General features: G+C 36.8%; 16 protein-coding genes, 1 tRNA gene and 1 riboswitch. Of the genes, 3 read left to right on the top strand and 14 right to left on the bottom strand.

Translation table 11 applies throughout. From position 1 onward, the window contains the following. Positions 1-51: 51 nt before the first annotated feature. The 11 genes from glmU to trpS all read right to left on the bottom strand — a co-directional run bounded on the left by glmU (position 52) and on the right by trpS (position 12,166). Positions 52-1,437: a bifunctional UDP-N-acetylglucosamine diphosphorylase/glucosamine-1-phosphate N-acetyltransferase GlmU gene (glmU, locus tag H3T43_RS04340; protein WP_198212892.1), complete on the bottom strand. Its 1,386-nt coding sequence runs from the start codon at positions 1,435-1,437 to the stop codon at positions 52-54. 61 nt (positions 1,438-1,498) lie between these two features. Continuing rightward, positions 1,499-2,329 (bottom strand): pur operon repressor, encoded by an 831-nt coding sequence (gene purR, locus H3T43_RS04335; RefSeq protein WP_034978006.1) that lies wholly within the window; start codon positions 2,327-2,329, stop codon positions 1,499-1,501. Between the two features lie 122 nt (positions 2,330-2,451). Further along, positions 2,452-2,697 carry a Veg family protein gene (locus H3T43_RS04330; RefSeq protein ID WP_034978009.1) on the bottom strand — a complete coding sequence of 82 codons (246 nt, stop codon included), beginning with the start codon at positions 2,695-2,697 and terminating at the stop codon, positions 2,452-2,454. Between the two features lie 84 nt (positions 2,698-2,781). Beyond that, complete coding sequence (gene rsmA / locus H3T43_RS04325) at positions 2,782-3,675, bottom strand: 16S rRNA (adenine(1518)-N(6)/adenine(1519)-N(6))-dimethyltransferase RsmA (RefSeq protein ID WP_198212890.1); 894 nt, start codon at positions 3,673-3,675, stop codon at positions 2,782-2,784. Continuing rightward, positions 3,665-4,231, bottom strand: a complete 567-nt coding sequence (gene rnmV / locus H3T43_RS04320; RefSeq protein WP_198212888.1) for a ribonuclease M5 — start codon at positions 4,229-4,231, stop codon at positions 3,665-3,667. Before rnmV ends, rsmA begins: the two co-directional genes overlap by 11 nt. After that, positions 4,218-4,985, bottom strand: coding sequence for a TatD family hydrolase (locus H3T43_RS04315; RefSeq protein WP_198212886.1), 768 nt, complete (start codon positions 4,983-4,985; stop codon positions 4,218-4,220). The genes rnmV and H3T43_RS04315 overlap by 14 nt, the downstream gene beginning before the upstream one ends. After that, positions 4,985-6,961: a methionine--tRNA ligase gene (gene metG, locus H3T43_RS04310; RefSeq protein WP_034978022.1), complete on the bottom strand. Its 1,977-nt coding sequence runs from the start codon at positions 6,959-6,961 to the stop codon at positions 4,985-4,987. Before metG ends, H3T43_RS04315 begins: the two co-directional genes overlap by 1 nt. Before the next feature lie 111 nt (positions 6,962-7,072). Next, positions 7,073-9,763 (bottom strand): magnesium-translocating P-type ATPase, encoded by a 2,691-nt coding sequence (gene mgtA / locus H3T43_RS04305; RefSeq protein ID WP_034978024.1) that lies wholly within the window; start codon positions 9,761-9,763, stop codon positions 7,073-7,075. An 87-nt stretch (positions 9,764-9,850) separates the two neighbouring features. After that, a riboswitch (M-box (ykoK) riboswitch) is annotated at positions 9,851-10,016 on the bottom strand. A 57-nt stretch (positions 10,017-10,073) separates the two neighbouring features. Beyond that, entirely contained in the window at positions 10,074-10,733 is a 660-nt protein-coding gene (locus H3T43_RS04300; RefSeq protein ID WP_370520782.1) for a TPM domain-containing protein, read from the bottom strand. Continuing rightward, positions 10,663-11,142, bottom strand: coding sequence for a deaminase (locus H3T43_RS04295; protein ID WP_034978027.1), 480 nt, complete (start codon positions 11,140-11,142; stop codon positions 10,663-10,665). The genes H3T43_RS04300 and H3T43_RS04295 overlap by 71 nt, the downstream gene beginning before the upstream one ends. 4 nt (positions 11,143-11,146) lie before the next feature. Next, positions 11,147-12,166, bottom strand: a complete 1,020-nt coding sequence (trpS, locus tag H3T43_RS04290) for a tryptophan--tRNA ligase (RefSeq protein ID WP_034978313.1) — start codon at positions 12,164-12,166, stop codon at positions 11,147-11,149. A 96-nt stretch (positions 12,167-12,262) separates the two neighbouring features. Here trpS and H3T43_RS04285 point away from each other — a divergent pair, with 96 nt between their 5' ends. The 3 genes from H3T43_RS04285 (at position 12,263) to H3T43_RS04275 (ending at position 15,435) form a co-directional block, all read left to right on the top strand. After that, positions 12,263-12,868, top strand: a complete 606-nt coding sequence (locus H3T43_RS04285) for an SOS response-associated peptidase family protein (RefSeq protein ID WP_198212884.1) — start codon at positions 12,263-12,265, stop codon at positions 12,866-12,868. A gap of 186 nt (positions 12,869-13,054) precedes the next feature. Then, positions 13,055-13,125, top strand: a tRNA-Gly gene (locus H3T43_RS04280). Between the two features lie 234 nt (positions 13,126-13,359). Continuing rightward, positions 13,360-15,435: a BspA family leucine-rich repeat surface protein gene (locus tag H3T43_RS04275; protein WP_198212882.1), complete on the top strand. Its 2,076-nt coding sequence runs from the start codon at positions 13,360-13,362 to the stop codon at positions 15,433-15,435. Positions 15,436-15,500: 65 nt separating this feature from the next. Here the strand turns inward: H3T43_RS04275 and H3T43_RS04270 are convergent, their stop codons facing one another. The 3 genes from H3T43_RS04270 to H3T43_RS04260 form a co-directional block, all read right to left on the bottom strand. Continuing rightward, entirely contained in the window at positions 15,501-16,163 is a 663-nt protein-coding gene (locus tag H3T43_RS04270; RefSeq protein ID WP_198212881.1) for a type II CAAX endopeptidase family protein, read from the bottom strand. An 88-nt stretch (positions 16,164-16,251) separates the two neighbouring features. After that, positions 16,252-16,608: a hypothetical protein gene (locus H3T43_RS04265; RefSeq protein ID WP_198212879.1), complete on the bottom strand. Its 357-nt coding sequence runs from the start codon at positions 16,606-16,608 to the stop codon at positions 16,252-16,254. Continuing rightward, the gene (locus H3T43_RS04260) at positions 16,601-17,914 is read right to left on the bottom strand and encodes a Y-family DNA polymerase (RefSeq protein WP_198212877.1); all 1,314 of its coding nucleotides are present in this window, start codon (positions 17,912-17,914) and stop codon (positions 16,601-16,603) included. Before H3T43_RS04260 ends, H3T43_RS04265 begins: the two co-directional genes overlap by 8 nt. Positions 17,915-17,917 lie beyond the last annotated feature (3 nt).

The raw sequence follows: 17,917 nt of genomic DNA, 5'->3' as shown, positions 1-17,917 counted from the left end.
ATCAATAGTTCCAGAAGTTTAAAACTCTGGAGCTATTTTTTTAGTTCTTTTTTATTTCCAGTCAGGATCATTAGATAGGGGCAATTTATGCCAGTAATCAGGTTTATTTACCTGACGACCGCGAGCAATCGCCATATCATATTTGGCTACATCTTTAGTTATTGTCGAATCTGCTGCCACAAAAGCGTGGTCAGCAATATTAACTGGTGCAACTAAAGTAGCACCAGAGCCAATGAACGCACGATCACCCACGTTAGTATGATCTTTTTTCACGCCGTCATAATTAGCGAAAATAGTGCCACAGCCAACATTAACATCTTTACCCAAAGTAGCATCCCCGATATAAGTCAAATGACCTACTTTAGAATTTTCACCAATTTCAGCATTTTTAATTTCTACAAAGTTTCCGATATGGACACCCTTTCTTAGGATTGCTTTAGGGCGCAAATGTGAATTAGGGCCAACGTCTGAAAATTCATCCATCTCAGCTTGTTCAACTGTTGAAGAAGTTACAGTAACATTGTTACCAACTTTAGAATCAATAATCCTGGAGCCAGAAGTTATTAAACAGTCGCTCCCAATTTCAGTATTGCCTTTAATTACGACGTTGCCTTCAATCTGCGTATCACAACCAATTTTAACATCCGCATCAATATAAGCCGTATCAGGATCAATGAAAGTTACACCATTTGCCATATGCTTTTTATTAATCCTTTTTTGCATAATTTTGGTAGCTTGAGCCAAAGCTGATCGATCGTTAACTCCCAGGCTTTCGCTGAAATCTGGCATTTTGTATGCACCAATTCTTTGACCTTCGTTACGCAAAATTTCCAGCACATCAGTTAAATAATATTCTCCTTGAGCATTATGATTATCGACCTTTTTTAATGCACTAAATAACAACTGATTGTCAAAACAAAAAACACCGGTGTTGATTTCGTCGATTTTTAATTCACTTGGTGTGCCGTCTTTTTGTTCAACAATTCTTAAAACATTATCTTGATCGTCTCGAATAATGCGACCATAACCATAAGGATTTGGAGCTTGGGCTGTCAAAACAGTAGCCGCATTGCCTTTGCTTTGGTGGTAATTAAATAATTTTTGAAAAGTTTGGCTTGTAAATAATGGTGTATCACCCGTAATTACTAAAGTAGCACCCTTTTCTGCTGCTAACTCATCTGCAGCAGTTAAAACGGCATCACCTGTACCAAGTTGCTTTTTTTGTAAAACAAACTCAGACTTATCAGCAAGAACCTTTTTAACTTCTTCTGCACCATTACCCACAATTGTAACTATTTTGTCTGGTTTTATTGCTTGCGCTGCTTCAACAACGTATTCGACCATTGACTTGCCACATACTTGATGTAAGACTTTGTACAATTTTGATTTCATACGGGTTCCCTTGCCCGCTGCCAGAACAATTACAAACTTTTTCATTAATTTTAGCCTCTTTTATTTTCCTAGATTATTATTATATTTTAGTATATCATCTTATAAACTAAAAGCGGTCAAAATCGGTGTGCGCAATTAACGAACCTGGCTCTGCCACAATGACTTTCTTCTTGTCGTCAATTCTTTTGATTTTTACTAAAGAAAGATGGCCCTCAATTAATTTAACATCATCAAAATCTGCTTCACATAAAACGCAAACACCAGCAATATTACCATTAAATTCTCTAACTAATTGCTGCATTCCTGTTAAAGTACCGCCGGCCATCATATAGTCATCTATCAGCAAAACATTAGAATTTTCTTTTAACACTCTAGTTGGCAATTCCATTTTAGAAACACGATCAAGTGAAGAAGAAATATAGTTTACTGAAACCGTTGCACCTTCTGTGACTTTTGAACGCTTACGTGCAATGATAAATGGCACATTTAAATAGCGTGCAACTGCCTGTGCTAAAGCGATACCCTTAGTTTCAATAGTCATTACAACATCAATGTCAGAATATGCATACCTGGTAGCAATTAATTTACCTATCTTGTCTAAGTCTTGCGGATTACCAATGATATCGGACAGGTAAACGAAACCTCCCGCTAAAATACGGTCAGGATCTTCAATACGACTGGCCAATTCATTTAAATATTTCTGAGCATGCTTTTTACCCCAAAAAGGAATATAGCGCACACCACCGGCCGCACCTGCTACAGTTTCTAAAATACCATCTTGATTATTTGCTAAAGTGTGTTTCAAAATGGCAAGGTCTTCCGAGATCGAAGACTTTGCTGCACCATATCTTTTTGCAAAAAATGGCAGCGGAATTAAGTCATGTGGTCGTTCCATCAAATATTTAGTCATGTCAACTAATCTCTCTGAACGTTTCATAGAATTACCCTCCTATTGTTTGTCTTTTGCCAGTTACTACTATACACTTAACCATAAAAAAAGGCACTAACATTTTACCAAATGTTAATGCCAAAAAGTATTATTTGGATATCGCTTTAGTTTTACTGTACAGCGTTATCAAATTTTAATGTAATGTTTTTGGTTAACAAATCCGTATAACTATAAGAAACATGTTCAAAATTGTTTGAATCTTGGTCTAGATCAACTACAAAAACTGCGGGAAAAGTATTCTTTAAAATTCCACGTCTTTTTGTAACTTTCTTACGTCCGGCTCTTGCAACTACAGTCAACGAATCACCCAAATGTGAATCCAGCTTACTCTTAATGGTCATAATAGATGTTGGCAATGAAAACAACTCCTTTGGAGTGAATTATACCACTTTATTATTATTTTTTCAATTCTTTTTAAAAACAACCACAGAATATTTTCGTCAATTTTTAACTGGCACACTTGCAGCAATTTGGACAAATTGCTTAAGAGTCAGCTGTTCGGGACGAACTCGGGAATCGACACCTAACGACTTAATTAAATGTGTTCGATCTTCATTGTTCGGTATGAGTGCTTTCAAATTGTTATTTAATGTTTTCCGCCTTTGTGCAAAGCACATCTTAACTACCCAATTAAAGTGCTTAGAATCATTTATATCGATTTTACTTTCTGCGGGCAAAGGTGTTAAAACCACAACACTAGAGTCAACTTTTGGTCTTGGAATAAAGGAAGAACTTTTTACAGTCATAAATGACTTAACGGCCATTTCTGTTTGAACAGCGATTGTTAAAGGTCCATATTCTTTTGTTCCTGAATGAGCACTTAAACGATCTGCCACTTCTTTTTGCATCATCAGCGTCAGACTGGCAAATTCTAATTCAGAATTGTTAAGGAAGAAAATAATTGGCGTTGTGATGTAATAAGGCAAATTCGCTACAACTTTGACCGGTTTGCTTAAATCAAAAAAACCTTTCAAATCTTGCTTAAAATCAGCCTTCAGTATGTCCTTTATCTTCAATTTGAAACGTTGATCTAAAGGATAACCGTTTATTTTTTTGGGTAGTTCATTTTGTAATACTTCTAAAAGATTTTCATCAACTTCATAAGCAAAAACCTTAGCGCCGGCATCCAGCAATTGCTCAGTTAAGGAGCCAATTCCAGGACCGATTTCAATTACTTGGTCATCGGGTTTAATTGCTGCCGCTTTGACAATACCATGAAGAGCGTCCAGATCTACTAAAAAATTCTGACCCAGGCTCTTTTTAGCTTTCATAAAATAGCGATTAATAATTGCCTGAGTTCTAACAGGAGAACCAATGGGAATCTCAGTGCTCATCTTGTACCTCCTTAAGAGCTTGTTTAAGTTCAGAAAGTGAAATACCAAAAGTTTGTAAACGGTGATAAAACTGCTTTCCATTTCCATAGCCAATGCGCAGTTTATTGCCAACTTTTTCTCGTGTTTTGCGTGAATTAGGGCCACTTGCTAAACCCAATTTTTGATACTTTTCTCTTGTTAAATCAGTATTTGGCACCCTTTTTTCATGTAAATCACTCAGAGCTTTTTTTAAGGCCTCTTTTGATGCATGTTCAACGCCAAGGGAACCTTTTTTATGAGGCTCTCCCTCTTTTCGAGTAATAAAAGCCTGTTTAGCTGTTGGTACTGCCTGAGTCACCAGACGCCTTATTCGCTCACCATTTAAATCTGGATCAGTCAAAACAATAATATCTCTTTTGCAAGCCAATTCCTGCAGTTCCGCAAGTACAGTTTCAGGAACATCTGAACCATTGGTTTCAATTGTTTCAATACCTGGGAAAAATTGTTTAAGCCGAATTGTATCGTCTTTTCCCTCAACGACTACGACGGCATCAAAATGTTTTTTAGTTAAGTCCATAGACCCTCATTGTATTTGCATATGTTGCCTGAGCAACCTCATCTAGCGGGAGACCTTTTAATTCAGCAATCGCACGTGCCACATAATAAACATTACCCGGTTCATTTTGCCTGCCGCGGTATGGTTTAGGAGTGAGATAAGGTGCATCGGTTTCAACCAATAACCGTTCTAAAGGAGTTTTTTGAGCCGCTTCATGTACCTCCACGGCTTTAGTAAAGGAAACAACCCCAGAATAAGAAAAATATACATTCAAATCTAAGAATTTGGTTAGCCATGAAATGTCACCGTTAAAACTATGCAAAATTGCACCATATTCCAAATTGCTTTTTTTTAGTATTTCGTAGCAATCCCCAAACGCATCTCTAGTGTGAATATCAACAGGCTTTTTTAATTCATGTGCCAGTTCAACTTGTCTTGCAAAAACTTCCCGTTGCTTTGCTCTTGGAGATTCATCCCAATAATAATCAAGGCCTACTTCACCTAAGGCAACCACACCAGGCAGTTGTAACTGCTCGATCAATAAATCTTCTGCTTTTTGGTCATAATCTTTGGCAACATCAGGGCAGTAGCCAACCATAGCATAAACCTGAGTAAAGCGTTGACTTAAATCAATGGCACGCTTGTTAAAATCAGGATCCTGCCCTGCACAAATTATTTTAGTCACACCCAGTTTTTGCGCACGTTCAAGATAAAATTCTTCTTTACCGCGAAACGGCTCATCTTGTAAATGAGTATGGTTATCAATTAACTCCATTAACTTAGTTGTGCCCCGACTTCATGTTCGTCACCAACTAAAGCTAATTTTACTTCGCCATTTTTCTCACTGGACAAAAGCATACCTTGACTCAAATGACCCAGCATCTTGCGCGGCTTAAGATTAGTTACAGCCAAAACTTTTCTACCCAATAATTCACTGGCATTAGGATAATATTGCCGGATACCACTTAAAATCTGTCTTTCATCACCATTGCCAAAGTCCATTTGGAATTGCAACAGTTTCTTAGACCCTTGAACAGGCTCAACAGATAAAATTTTGCCAACTTGAATTTTTACCTTATCGAAAGCGTCAATTGAAATTTCCTTATCTTTACCTTGTTCATTGCGGCTTTCTTTCTTTGGCTTAGCTTTAGCCATCTCATCTTGAATGTATTTAATTTCTTCTTTAGGCTCAACTCTTGGGAAAATCGGTTTTGGATCAGAAATAACATTAGTATCCCAAGCACATGCACCAAATTCAAATTTCTTTTCTTCATCGTTCTTCCAGTCAAGACCTAATTGTCTGAACATTTCAACTGGAGTTCTGGTCATAATTGGAGCAATCAGCAAAGCAATAATTCTCAAACTTTCTGCTAAGTTTGACATTACACGAGTTAAGTCAGCTGTTTTGCCTTCCTTATTCAAATTCCAAGGCATAGTTTCATCAATATACTTATTAGCACGATTAATAAACTTCCAAATATCCTCGATTGCCTGAGTAAAGTGCAGAGTATCCATTTCTTTTTTGTAGCTGGCAATGACGTCTGCTGCAGTTTGGGCTAAATCCTTACCCAAGTCATCCTGCTCTTGCGCAACGGGTTCAACTTTTCCATTTTGATACTGATTGATCATTGAAACAGTTCTGTTAAGCAAGTTGCCTAAATCATTGGCCAAGTCATAGTTAACCCGTTCAACAAAGTCTTCTGGAGTAAAGACACCATCAGAACCAAACGGCAAGGCCCGCATCAAGTAGTAACGCAGTGCGTCCACGCCATAACGGTTAATAATAGATTCAGGATAAACAGCGTTGCCCTTTGATTTGGACATCTTGCCGTCTTTCATTAAAACCCAGCCGTGACCAATAACATGCTTAGGTAATGGTAATCCCAAGGCCATCAGCATAATTGGCCAGTAAATAGTGTGGAAGCGCACAATTTCTTTACCTACCAGATGAACATCTGCAGGCCAGTATTTCTTAAATAGCGAATCATCATCTGAACCATATCCCAGAGCTGTAATATAGTTAGATAAGGCATCAATCCAAACATAAACAACGTGCTTAGGATCACTTGGAACAGGGATACCCCAGGAAACAGTAGTTCTAGTAACTGAAAGGTCTTCAAGACCTGGCTTTAAGAAGTTGTTGACCATTTCCTTTTCACGAGTGTGAGGAAGAATAAAATCAGGGTGATCTTGATAATATTGATAAAGTCTATCAGCATATTTACTCATCTTAAAAAAGTATGAAGGCTCTTTAACAAGCTGCACTTCATGACCTGATGGAGCCTTACCACCAATCACATTGCCATCATCGTCTTTATAAACTTCAGCCAATTGCGATTCTGTAAAGTACTCTTCGTCTTCCACGGAATACCAGCCAGTATACTCACCAAGGTAGATATCCCCCTGTTTTAGCAGCTGTTCAAATATTTTTTGGACGCCTTTTACATGCTCTTTGTCAGTAGTACGAATAAATTTATCATAAGAAATATCAAGGCTTTTCCACAACTTTTTATAAATAACTACCATTTTATCTACAAATTCTTGCGGTTTAACTCCCTGCTTCTCAGCTTTCTGCTCAATTTTTAACCCATGCTCATCAGTACCGGTTAAAAAGAAGGTGTCGTATCCTTGACTACGCTTGTAGCGTGCCATTACATCTGCAGCGATAGTAGTATACGCATTACCGATAGTCAATCGGCCAGATGGATAGTAAATTGGTGTTGTGATATAAAAAGTTTTTTTATCAGCCATATTCATTTTCTCCTTAATTTTTGTTTAATTATATTATACTACACCAATAAAAAAGCGAATTCCTTACGGAGTCCTCTTTTTTAGTAGATATTTAGCATTTTACGCTTATTTTTAGATTAAAAATTTTTCACTCTTTAAATAGAAATGCTTGATAACTGTAGTCAGTAAAATATATAGAACAAGTATACCAAATACTACCCACATGAATTCAATTGGCATCTTGCCAAAACCCAGTTTTGTTGCTAAAAATGAAAATGGGATCAATGTTCCAATTACTCCAGCTCCAAATGTGGCTAAAGTTACTCCTGGTGCAGCATGCTGTTTAATAAACGGCAAACGTGGATCACGCAAAGCATGAATAACCATTTCCTGGGTCCAAAGTGATTCAATAAACCAACCAGTATGGAAAAGTGCCACAAATGCTACTTTTTGTGTTGCTCCAAGTGCGCTGTAATTTCCACCTGTTAATTGGGGACAAATCACAAAGAATAATAGGGCAAATGTCAAAATATCAAAAACAGATGAAGTTGGGCCAAAATAAAACATGAATTTAGGCAATTTTTTAGTTGACCAGGTTCGTGGCTCTTTTAAAAACTTATCAGACATATCATCAAATGGCAGTGCGAGGCAACTGGTTCCATAAAGTAAATCAAGAACTAACAGCTGCAATGGGAGCATTGGCAGAAATGGCAGGAAAGAAGAGGCTACCATAATTGACAAGATATTACCAAAATTGGAAGAAAGAGTAATCTTAATGTACTTCATAGTATTGCCAAATACCTTGCGTCCAATTCTAACGCCAGCTTCCAAAACATTTAAGTCCTTATGCAGCAAAATAATATCAGCAGATTCCTTGGCAATATCCACAGCTGTATCAACAGAAATTGAAACATCTGCTGCTTTCATTGCAGGCGCATCATTAATGCCGTCTCCCATATAACCAACAGTATGACCATTTTTCTTTAACAAGTTAATGATTTTAGTTTTATCTTCTGGTGATAATTTGACAAAAATGTTGCACTCTTCCACCATTTTAGCTAATTCTTCGGGCTTCTTTCCCTCCAAATCTGCACCTGTATAAACTGTATCAACATTTAAACCAACTTGTAAGCCCACAGTTCTGGTAACAGCTTCATTATCTCCTGTTAAAATTTTAACGTTAATTCCGTCATACTTTAAACGAGCTAAAGCATCTTTAGCACTTTCTTTAGGCGGATCAAGGAAGGCCAGATAGCCGCATAAAATAAGATCATTTTCATCTTTGACGGAAAATTCTCCAACAGGAGCAGGATTACGCTTGTATCCCAGCATGATAACCCGCAAGCCGTCATCATTCATGTCGTTAACTTTAGCCATTACTTTTTGTTTTCGCTCAGCTGTTAAAGGTAAAATTTGACCGTCAACTTCAAGCTTGGTAGCAACTGCCATCATTTCTTCTGAAGCACCCTTTGTTACTAACAGGTGCTCACCATGTTGCTCATCAGAGTTTTCCACCACGACACTCATGCGCCTTCTGGAAAAATCAAATGGAATTTCATCAATTTTATTGTAATCACGCTGAATTTCACTAATATCCAATTCATCGCCGGCAGCTTCAATTATTGCTTTATCAATCAGATTTTTCATTCCGGTTTGATAATTAGAATTGAGGTAACCTAATTCCAAAATACGCGGGTTTTCCTGCAAATTTAAATCATAGTGGCGTTCCAAAACCACTTTATCCTGCGTTAATGTTCCGGTCTTGTCCGTACACAAAATATCAGCAGAGCCAAAGTTTTGAATTGAGTTCATCTTTTTGACAATTGTGCCCTTTTTTGACATTTCAATTGATCCCTTAACCAGGTTAGTAGTAACAATTACCGGCAGCATTTCGGGAGTTAAACCCACAGCTGTAGCAATTGAGAAAATTAGCGCATTTACCCAGTCACCTTTGGTGATGCCATTAATGATAAAAACCAATGGAGCAATGATTGCGGTCATAATAATCAATAACTTGGAAACATTTTTGATGCCAATGTCAAATGTTGTATTTTTGACATCGTTATGTGAGATATCATGAGCCAGTTTGCCGAACATTGTCCTTTCACCTGTAGCAAAGACAATTCCCAAACCTGAACCTGAAACAATTGTTGTTCCTTCATATAAAATGTTGGGATAATCTAAATAATCACGGTCTGCACCAATTTTCGGCTTTGAAGTTGCAATTTTTTCTACTGGATTTGATTCACCATTTAAAGAACTTGATGAACAAAAGAGGTCTTTGCTTGTTAGAAGTCGCATATCGGCTGGTACCATATCTCCAGCTGCTAAGCGGATTACATCGCCTACGACTACTTCACTGGTATCAATTTCCTGGTCTTTGCCGTCACGAATGATGTCAGTTGTGACAGAAACCATCTTAAGCAAAGAGTCAACAGCATTTGATGATCTGACGTTTTGCACAAAACTGGTAACACCAGAGATTAAAACCATCGTGACCATTATTGCAACGGTAGTCAAATCCTTTTCACCAGCCGGCACAAAAATATAGTCAGTAAACAAAGACAATGTTGCCAAAACCAATAAAACTAGTGTAAAAGGCGTAATAAAAGCTTCAGCTAAAAAACGTAATTTAGAGTTATGTTTATTTGAAGCAATTGTATTTGAACCGTATTCTTCTCTATTTTTTTCTGCCTGCTTGCTAGTTAATCCATTACTGCTCGCATGTAGTCTAGCTAAAGTCTCTGATCTGCTTTCCTTGGCTATTGCCTTTACCAATGCCAAATCTTTGTTGCTGGTTGTACCACTTGGCTTTTTCAGCATTATCCCCACTCCTCATCACAGAACTAACTCAAACAAACTAAAAAAGGGGCGCCCATGCTAACCGCTTGGCGCCCCTTTTCAACAGGTATATTATACTCATCGTTCAGTTTTAACACTACGTGACGTAAGCCTTGCAACTAGCCATCTGGTTTTCGCCTTATATCGACGATAACTATTTGACCCGTTGGCATCTCTGGATGTTTCCGGGCGATAGCATTTGTTCACGTAGGAGTCTCACCTAACAGTTTATTTGTTTCTTATTTAATTGCATTGTGAGTGTAATACATAACATATGATAAAGTCAATATTTTTACCTTTTTTTTACGTTCAAATTGTTTTTAAAGAAATAAATCAACCCACCAATTAATAATGCAAGCGCCAAAGCTATAGGCAAGGCCAACCTGTGAGGATGAGAAAGCTGTGCCCGCTCATCACTGGATAAATCATACTTATCAAGTGAATACTGGTAACGTTGATCAATAGTTGTTGCACATGCTCTAAACACAAAGCGTAAGCCTTCATTAAATTTCTTTTTATTAGTGCTGCGTAATTTATCAGATTGAGAACGAATTATATTGCCGCGAACATCAGCAGAAAATGCACTATGCAGATCTTTACTGGAAAATATCTGCACATTACGTTTTTTATTTTTAGTGCCAACAACAATAAAAACCGTCCGTTTATACTTGTTTAACTTAGCCGGTGTCAAGTGATCAACCCGATTCACTGTTTTCACAATGATTTTGGGTTGCTCACTAGTCTGAAAATATCGATCATTTTTTGCTAAAATTAATTTGCTGGTTTCGCGTTCAAGCAGATTAGTGTTATCTTTAATGTTAGGACTTGAAAAACCAGTCATCGTTAGAAAAATGCCAATAAAGGCCGTGAGCAAAGCAAACTTAGTTTTCAGCGTCTTCCAGTTTATGGGCCAATTGCTCCACATATTGTCGATCGATTTTAATTTGTTCATAAGGAACCCCGCAGTCTTTAAAAAGTTTAATCGCAAGTGGACTGTCATTATAGTCGAAGTAATAATTAATTCTTTTAACTCCAGCCTGCACTAATGCCTTAGCACAATTATAACAGGGAAAGTGTGTGACATAAATTTCTGTGTCATCGGTTGAAACGCCGTTACGTGCACATTGGATCAGTGAATTCATTTCAGAATGAATAGTACGTACGCAGTGCCCGTCAACCAGTTGATGACCAACATCATCACAATGAGGCTGTCCCGTAACAGATCCGTTATAGCCTGTACCAATGATACGATTCTTTTTCACTAAAACACTACCTACTAGTGCCCGATCACATGTCGAGCGCTGAGCAATTACTAAGGCCTGCATCATAAAGTACTGCTTCCAGGGAATTCGCTTACGCATTTTTTTACCTCTTAAAATAATTCAAACCGATTGCATCCCTTACCTCTTGTAAGGTTTGGTTAGCTACTTCGTTTGCTTTCTTAGAGCCCTCAATTAACATATCATAGACAGCTGATGTATTCTGTTCATATTTAGAGCGTCGCTCGCGTATTGGAGCCAACTCCTTTTCCAATACCGTATTTAAATAACGCTTAATTTTTACGTCACCCAAGCCGCCTTTTTGGTAATCTTCTTTTAATTGCGCTACCTTATCCTTGTCAGGATCAAAAATATCAAGATAGGTAAAGACAGTGTTACCCTCAACTTTGCCTGGATCTTCAACATGAATGTGCTGGGGATCAGTATACATTGACATTACTTTTTGTTCAACGGTTTTGGCATCGTCAGAAAGATAAATAGCATTATTTAAGGATTTGGACATTTTGGCATTGCCATCTAAGCCGGGTAAGCGTCCTTCGCCTTTTTCCGGGAAGTAACCTTGAGGTTCTACTAATACATTGCAGTTATAAACGCGGTTAAAAGTACGAACTATTTCACGCGCCTGCTCTAGCATTGGCTCCTGATCATCCCCGACTGGTACCAAAGTCGCTTTAAAAGCTGTGATGTCAGCTGCCTGTGAAACCGGATAATTTAAAAAGCCGACAGGAATGGAATCGTTAAATCCTTTTTGCTTGATTTCGGCCTTAACTGTTGGATTGCGTTCCAGACGACTAACAGTGACCAAGTCCATATAATAGGCCGTTAATTCAAACAAGGCAGGTATTTGTGATTGAATAAAAACTGTAGAAATTTCAGGATTTATGCCAACTGCCAAGTAGTCCAGTGCTACTTGAGTTAAACTTTTTTGAATTTTTTCAGGATTACGCGCATTATCAGTTAATGCTTGTGTATCAGCTATCATGATAAATGGATGATATTCGCCTGAATTTTGTAATTTGACCCTGTTTTTTAACGAGCCAATATAATGTCCCACATGTAATTTCCCTGTTGGGCGGTCACCTGTAAGGATAACTTTCTTTTTCATCATACTTTACCTTCCTTAAATAATTAAAATCTTTTTAATGTGATAATTATATTAATTCTACCAAAAATCGTGCAATGATTAAACATGGAGGAAAAAATGTGCAATCAATTTCAACTGCCAAGTCTAGCAGAAATTAAAAAATACTTAGTAAATGACTTAAATTTACCTTTAGTAGAACCTGCAAGCAATTTGCCTCAAAATCAGAGCATTTTTCCTAAAAGTCATGCTCCCGTTTTGGTTTATGCAGATAACCAGTTGCAGCTGCTACCCAAATCATGGGGTTACCCCAGTCCGTTTGATCAAAATAAAGTCATATTTAATGCGCGAATTGAACGCTTTTTTGAAGAAAAAAGGTCAATGTGGGACTCTTCTTTTGCCAGATCTCGTTGTATTATTGTTGCCAGCCAATTTTTTGAATCAGGTCATAATACTTATTCCGCCGAAAATGGTCATACTTACCATGAACGCTTCAGTTTCAAGAATGCAAACGGTGCATTAACACTAATTGCCGGAATTTATCAAAAGGATCATTTTTCAATGGTTACTACTCAACCAAATAGAACTTACGCTGAAATTCATAACAGAATGCCTTTAGTTATCCAGGCTGCTGAATTGCGCCAGTGGCTATTTCAGAACTTTTCATCTTTAGTTGATCGCAGCCAGTTAAGTCTTGATTCTGTTAAGCTACCACCTAAAAAGTAACAACAATATTTCCAAGTTAATTCAAATAGCTTCTCACTCCTATTTATTATTACGCAAATTTATTCTGAAACTCTTAAAAAATGACGCTACTTTAAGAAATTTTTCCTTCTCCTAGCAGCTACTTGTAAAATTTTAAAAAACAAAACTTGGTTTCGAAAACGAAACATGATAAACTGTTTGAGTAATGCGGGTATAGTTTAATGGTAAAATGTTAGCTTCCCAAGCTGAAGATGCGGGTTCGATTCACGCTATCCGCTTAAATAAAAAAGCAATGGCTTTAATAGCTGTTGCTTTTTTTGTTTATCAAATTATTAATTTAAGGCCATTATATCTGTTTTGTTCATATAATATTTAAATATACTATAAATATATATTAATTTAATTTTATATATTTATAATTAATTTAGTGTTAATATAAATTTAGGTATTGTTTTTAAAATTAATGTCAGTTTTGTTCTGGTTTTAATTTTGAAAGGTCAAAAGGTATAATAATGAATTCAAAATTTAATTTACACGGCAGAGAAAAATTAATATTAACCAGTGTCGTTACATCAACTCTAGGTTTAATTGCTATGAATCCTGCTGTCATTAAAGCTGATACTGCAGTAGCTAAACCCTTGACTACAAAAAGAGAAGCAATTAATAAGCACAAAAGCAAGCGTAAAATATTTTATCAAAATAATAACAGTTTAAAAATCAAGGACACAGTCAATAATACTAATAGTTTTGTTTCTAATAATACAGACGTTAACCCATTAAAAAGAGTTGTTAATGCTAGCGCAAATTCTAATCCTACTCTTAATACTGCAGAACAACTTCAGCCATCAAATATCCAAAACATAAAAGATGCGCAAAAATCCTCAGCAGGAACAATGTTAGTGAAGGAAGAGGATCCTGAATCAGTAATGACTGGTGAGTGGGACGGATTAAAAATAACGCTTGATACAGATGCACGTATATGCACTATTTCAGGTGGTACAATTACTGATCCTGATCAACTTATTCCCTATATTCCCAATACATACGGACTCGCTGAAACATTAAAGTTTGATGGTCCTTTGAAAATTATTGGTAAAGCAAACGGGATATTTTCTGGCCTTGCTTACACGACTAAAATTGAAGGTTTAAAAAATATTGATACATCTCAAGTTACCAGTATGAGTCAAATGTTTAGTGGATGTGAGAAGTTAAAACAACTTGATTTAAGCAGTTTTGACACCAGAAAAGTTACCAATATGTATGCAATGTTTCAAAATTGTAAAAGTCTTACCAGCTTATCCCTTAAAAACTTTGATACGACCTCAGTGAATGAAATGACTAACATGTTTAATAATTGCACCAACCTATCCAGTTTAGATCTTAGCAGCTTTAATACTTCTCAAGTCAAGAGTATGTTTAGCATGTTTGGCTATTGTACTAGTCTTTCCAGCCTAGATCTTAAAAATTTTGATACTGCTAAAGTGCTTGAAATGACAGCTATGTTTAGCAATTGTACTAACTTAAAGACTTTGGATATCAGCAATTTCAATACGCTTTCTGCAAAGAAAAGTTACATGCTAGCCGGAGCGTCTAATTTGAATACTTTAATTTTAGGACCAAATTGTTCTCTTAAAAATACTGCACTAGATAGACCTGGTTTTTGGCTAAATGTTGGTAGTGGCACTATGGAACATCCTGAAGGCAGCAAACATTGGACATCCAAAGAATTAATGTCCAAATATACAGGTGAACAAGATCATGATACTTATGTTAGAACAAATTCTGCAGTCATAGAGCACTTTCTGGATGAATCAGGAAAAAGCATTGCTCCGGATAATGCTTTAACTGGAAACAGTGGCGATCCATATTCCAGTAGTTCTAAAGAAATTAATGGCTATATTTTAAAAACTAGTCCGACAAACACCAAAGGAGCTTTTTCTGACCAAATCCAAGAGGTTACTTATGTTTATGCTAAGAAACCGAGACAAACAGGATCCCACTATATTGGAGAAGGAGTCGTTACAGTTCACTATCAAGATGAAACCGGCCAGCAGCTTGCTCCTGATCAAGTTCTAAACGGTAATGTCGGAGATGGTTATCTTACGCAAGAAGTACAATTGACTGGCTATAATTTGACCCAAAGACCAAATAATGCCACTGGTTTCTATACTGATAGGCCGCAAAGTGTTACCTATATTTATTCGCAAAATGTCACGAACCGGGCTGCACTGAAGAGAACAGTTCTTCATAATTCCTACCTGTACGACCAAAATGGCAGTCGTAAAACTGGCGAATACTTTATGGGCAAGATCATTTGGACCTACGGTACTAAAGTTATTCAGGGCAAGAAGTATTACGATTTAGGCCAGAATAATTATATTAAGGCCACTAATATCTCAGGTGTTAAGCGCAAGCTCAGGCGCAACAGCTATGTTTACAGTAAAGCGGCTAAAAAACTGCAGCGCCGGCAGCGAAAAGCCTTAAAGAAAGGGCAAAAAGTTAGAACTTATGGCGCAGCCGTTAAGATCCAGCAGAAGCTATATTATATCGTAGGGAAAAACCAATACGTCAAAAAGAGTGACTTTTAATAAATATTACAAGTAAAAAATAAGAGTCAGGAAATTTTTCCTGACTCTTATTTTAATTTCAATACTTAAGTCATAATCATTAGGAGAACCCCATTTAAAATTGCTAAATAGATCGGCATCCATAAGGTTTGTGTATAAAGGTATGACCAAGCAAAAAGTGCTCCAAAAATTATATTAATTAATAATAGTGGCAGTGAGTTTTGCCAATTAAGTAAACTAAACAGAATCCCTGAAGTCAATATTCCTAGAATTGCAGTTAAAACAGTATTGCTCCTAAAAGCATAATTGAATAAAAAACCGGTAATTAAAAATTCTTGTAGTATTGGTAAAACGATACCAATTGCAACTACTAAAAACCAGTAGGTTACTGTTGCTTCATGATGCATATATGCAATTTGAAAATTATATAATTTAAGTCTGCCGTAGGATTGCAACCAGGAAACACTGATACGCAATGCTGTTACCACAGCAGTCAAACCAATGATCAAGCCAAAATTGCTAAGCCAAGATCCCGCGAAACTACGATCAAAAAAGCGTTGTTCCCTATTAAAGCGATAAATAAAAAACAGTGAAACCATTAATGAGATAGTTGCAAATAAAATTAGATCCCAAATATGAATTGGTGAATTAGCAGTAACTAACTTAATCACCCCGGCAACCATCAAATAGCTAATAAAATAAATAAGATAGCGTATTATGTTGCCTTGCCTTGATGCTGGTGTATTCACAAAAATTACCTCTATACTATTATGTACCTTACAAGTTCCATATTATAGCAAAAAAAGATATCTATATAAAATATCAAGGTAATTTTTCTTAATCTACACTGATATTATTTATATCTTCTAAAGCAATTTTTTGTCCGTCAACAATAATGCCGTCTTCACTATAACCATTGACAAAGCCGCAGATATCAGCTGGTAATTGATTATCACTGTTCATAACTTTAACCTGCAGATGTACCATGCGGTGATTGCCATATGCTTTAAGCAACTGCAAGCTAATTTCTTCTATACCCATAGTATCTTTAACGGGATGCTTCACGCTGCGCTTTTGTTTATCTTTATTAATTGCCATAGTATGATCGCTCAAAAAGAAACCCTGCCACTTTTTCATTTTGCGATCTTGGTAATTCTTAAAAAAGTCTTGAACTACTTTATCAAAATCATTCATATGCATTTCCACCATTATGTCCACCAACTAAACTGCTGCGCCTTATTGCCGTAGCGCCCTTAGACAAACTTGAGGCTTTGACTAAACTGGTAAAACCATATTTTTTCCTGATTTTGTCAACAGTTATATTTATAGTACGTTTTTTTATCTGTTCAGTGGCCGAAACAAAAAAAGTTAATTGCTGGCAATTATCAGGTTCTAAGCGACTACAATTGACTCCTAAGGCTCGGACCGTTTCTCCATGCCAGTTTTTACGGAAAAGAGCCAGTATTTCTTCAACTAATAAATCATTATCATTAGTAGGGCAAATTTTTTGCTGCACATTAAAGCCCTTGCGACTGCCATCTTGTTCGTACTTAGAAAAGCCAACAAACAAGCAGATACAGCCTGCTTGTAAACGGTGTGCCCTTATTCTGGCACCCACCTGCTCGCCAATTTCACGTAAAACTATTTCTATTTCTCGCTGATTCGTATAATCACGGTTTAAAATCTGTGAATTGCCGTAATTTTTCATTATGGGAAAATATTTTTCACTAATAATGCTGCGATCAACTCCCCAGCTAATCGCAAATAGCTGTTCGCCAATCACGCCAAACTCATTTTTTAAAATTGCCGGATCAGTATGAGCCAATTCATACATATTATTAATATGCAGATGGCGCAAACGGGCAGCTATTCTTTTGCCAATTCCCCAAACATCTTCCATGTCTTTAATTTGCCAAATAGTATCAGGTACATCAATATAATGCCAATAATCAATCATCGAACACCGGTGTTTAGCAGAAATGTCCATGGCTAGTTTAGCTAGCAGTGGATTCTCTCCAATTCCGCAAGTAGTATAAAGTCCAATTTTTGATTTAATTTCTATTTGAATTTTGCGTGCTACCAGATACGGATCATCGCCAAACAAACGCCATGACTTGGTCATATCAATCATGCTTTCGTCAATAGAATAGATATGGATATCCTCATCAGCAGCATACTTTTGAAAAATTTCCAATACCTGCATGCTGCGTTTGATATATAAATTCATATGGGGTTCTACCAAAATCAAGTCCGGTGCTTCTTTTTTCGTGGGTAAATCACGTACCCGCATGACGTTAGTCAACCCATATTTCTTCTTCGCTAATGGTGAGGCCGCCATAATTAGCCCCGAGCCGTAATTTGTATGTGGCTGATGCGAAACAACTGCTAACACAGCTTTCATTGGGTTTAGACCTAATTGAAGTGCCTCACAACTAGCAAAGAATGATTTGTTATCAATCATAAAAATTAATCGGTGTGGTTCATAACGGTAATCATACATTGC

This window comes from Lactobacillus sp. M0396 (assembly GCF_016101625.1).
GTDB lineage: Bacteria > Bacillota > Bacilli > Lactobacillales > Lactobacillaceae > Lactobacillus > Lactobacillus huangpiensis.
This window is presented reverse-complemented; position numbering and strand designations above follow the sequence as displayed.

Excerpts from the sequence above, each read along its gene's own strand:
- H3T43_RS04260 (WP_198212877.1), bottom strand. The coding sequence starts at position 17,914 with ATGTATGATTACCGTTATGAACCACACCGATTAATTTTTATGATTGAT.
- H3T43_RS04300 (WP_370520782.1), bottom strand. The coding sequence starts at position 10,733 with ATGAACAAATTAAAATCGATCGACAATATGTGGAGCAATTGGCCCATA.
- H3T43_RS04275 (WP_198212882.1), top strand. The coding sequence starts at position 13,360 with ATGAATTCAAAATTTAATTTACACGGCAGAGAAAAATTAATATTAACC.
- metG (WP_034978022.1), bottom strand. The coding sequence starts at position 6,961 with ATGGCTGATAAAAAAACTTTTTATATCACAACACCAATTTACTATCCA.
- mgtA (WP_034978024.1), bottom strand. The coding sequence starts at position 9,763 with ATGCTGAAAAAGCCAAGTGGTACAACCAGCAACAAAGATTTGGCATTG.
- rnmV (WP_198212888.1), bottom strand. The coding sequence starts at position 4,231 with ATGGACTTAACTAAAAAACATTTTGATGCCGTCGTAGTCGTTGAGGGA.
- glmU (WP_198212892.1), bottom strand. The coding sequence starts at position 1,437 with ATGAAAAAGTTTGTAATTGTTCTGGCAGCGGGCAAGGGAACCCGTATG.
- rsmA (WP_198212890.1), bottom strand. The coding sequence starts at position 3,675 with ATGAGCACTGAGATTCCCATTGGTTCTCCTGTTAGAACTCAGGCAATT.
- purR (WP_034978006.1), bottom strand. The coding sequence starts at position 2,329 with ATGAAACGTTCAGAGAGATTAGTTGACATGACTAAATATTTGATGGAA.
- H3T43_RS04265 (WP_198212879.1), bottom strand. The coding sequence starts at position 16,608 with ATGAATGATTTTGATAAAGTAGTTCAAGACTTTTTTAAGAATTACCAA.
- H3T43_RS04295 (WP_034978027.1), bottom strand. The coding sequence starts at position 11,142 with ATGCGTAAGCGAATTCCCTGGAAGCAGTACTTTATGATGCAGGCCTTA.
- H3T43_RS04315 (WP_198212886.1), bottom strand. The coding sequence starts at position 4,985 with ATGGAGTTAATTGATAACCATACTCATTTACAAGATGAGCCGTTTCGC.
- trpS (WP_034978313.1), bottom strand. The coding sequence starts at position 12,166 with ATGAAAAAGAAAGTTATCCTTACAGGTGACCGCCCAACAGGGAAATTA.
- H3T43_RS04285 (WP_198212884.1), top strand. The coding sequence starts at position 12,263 with ATGTGCAATCAATTTCAACTGCCAAGTCTAGCAGAAATTAAAAAATAC.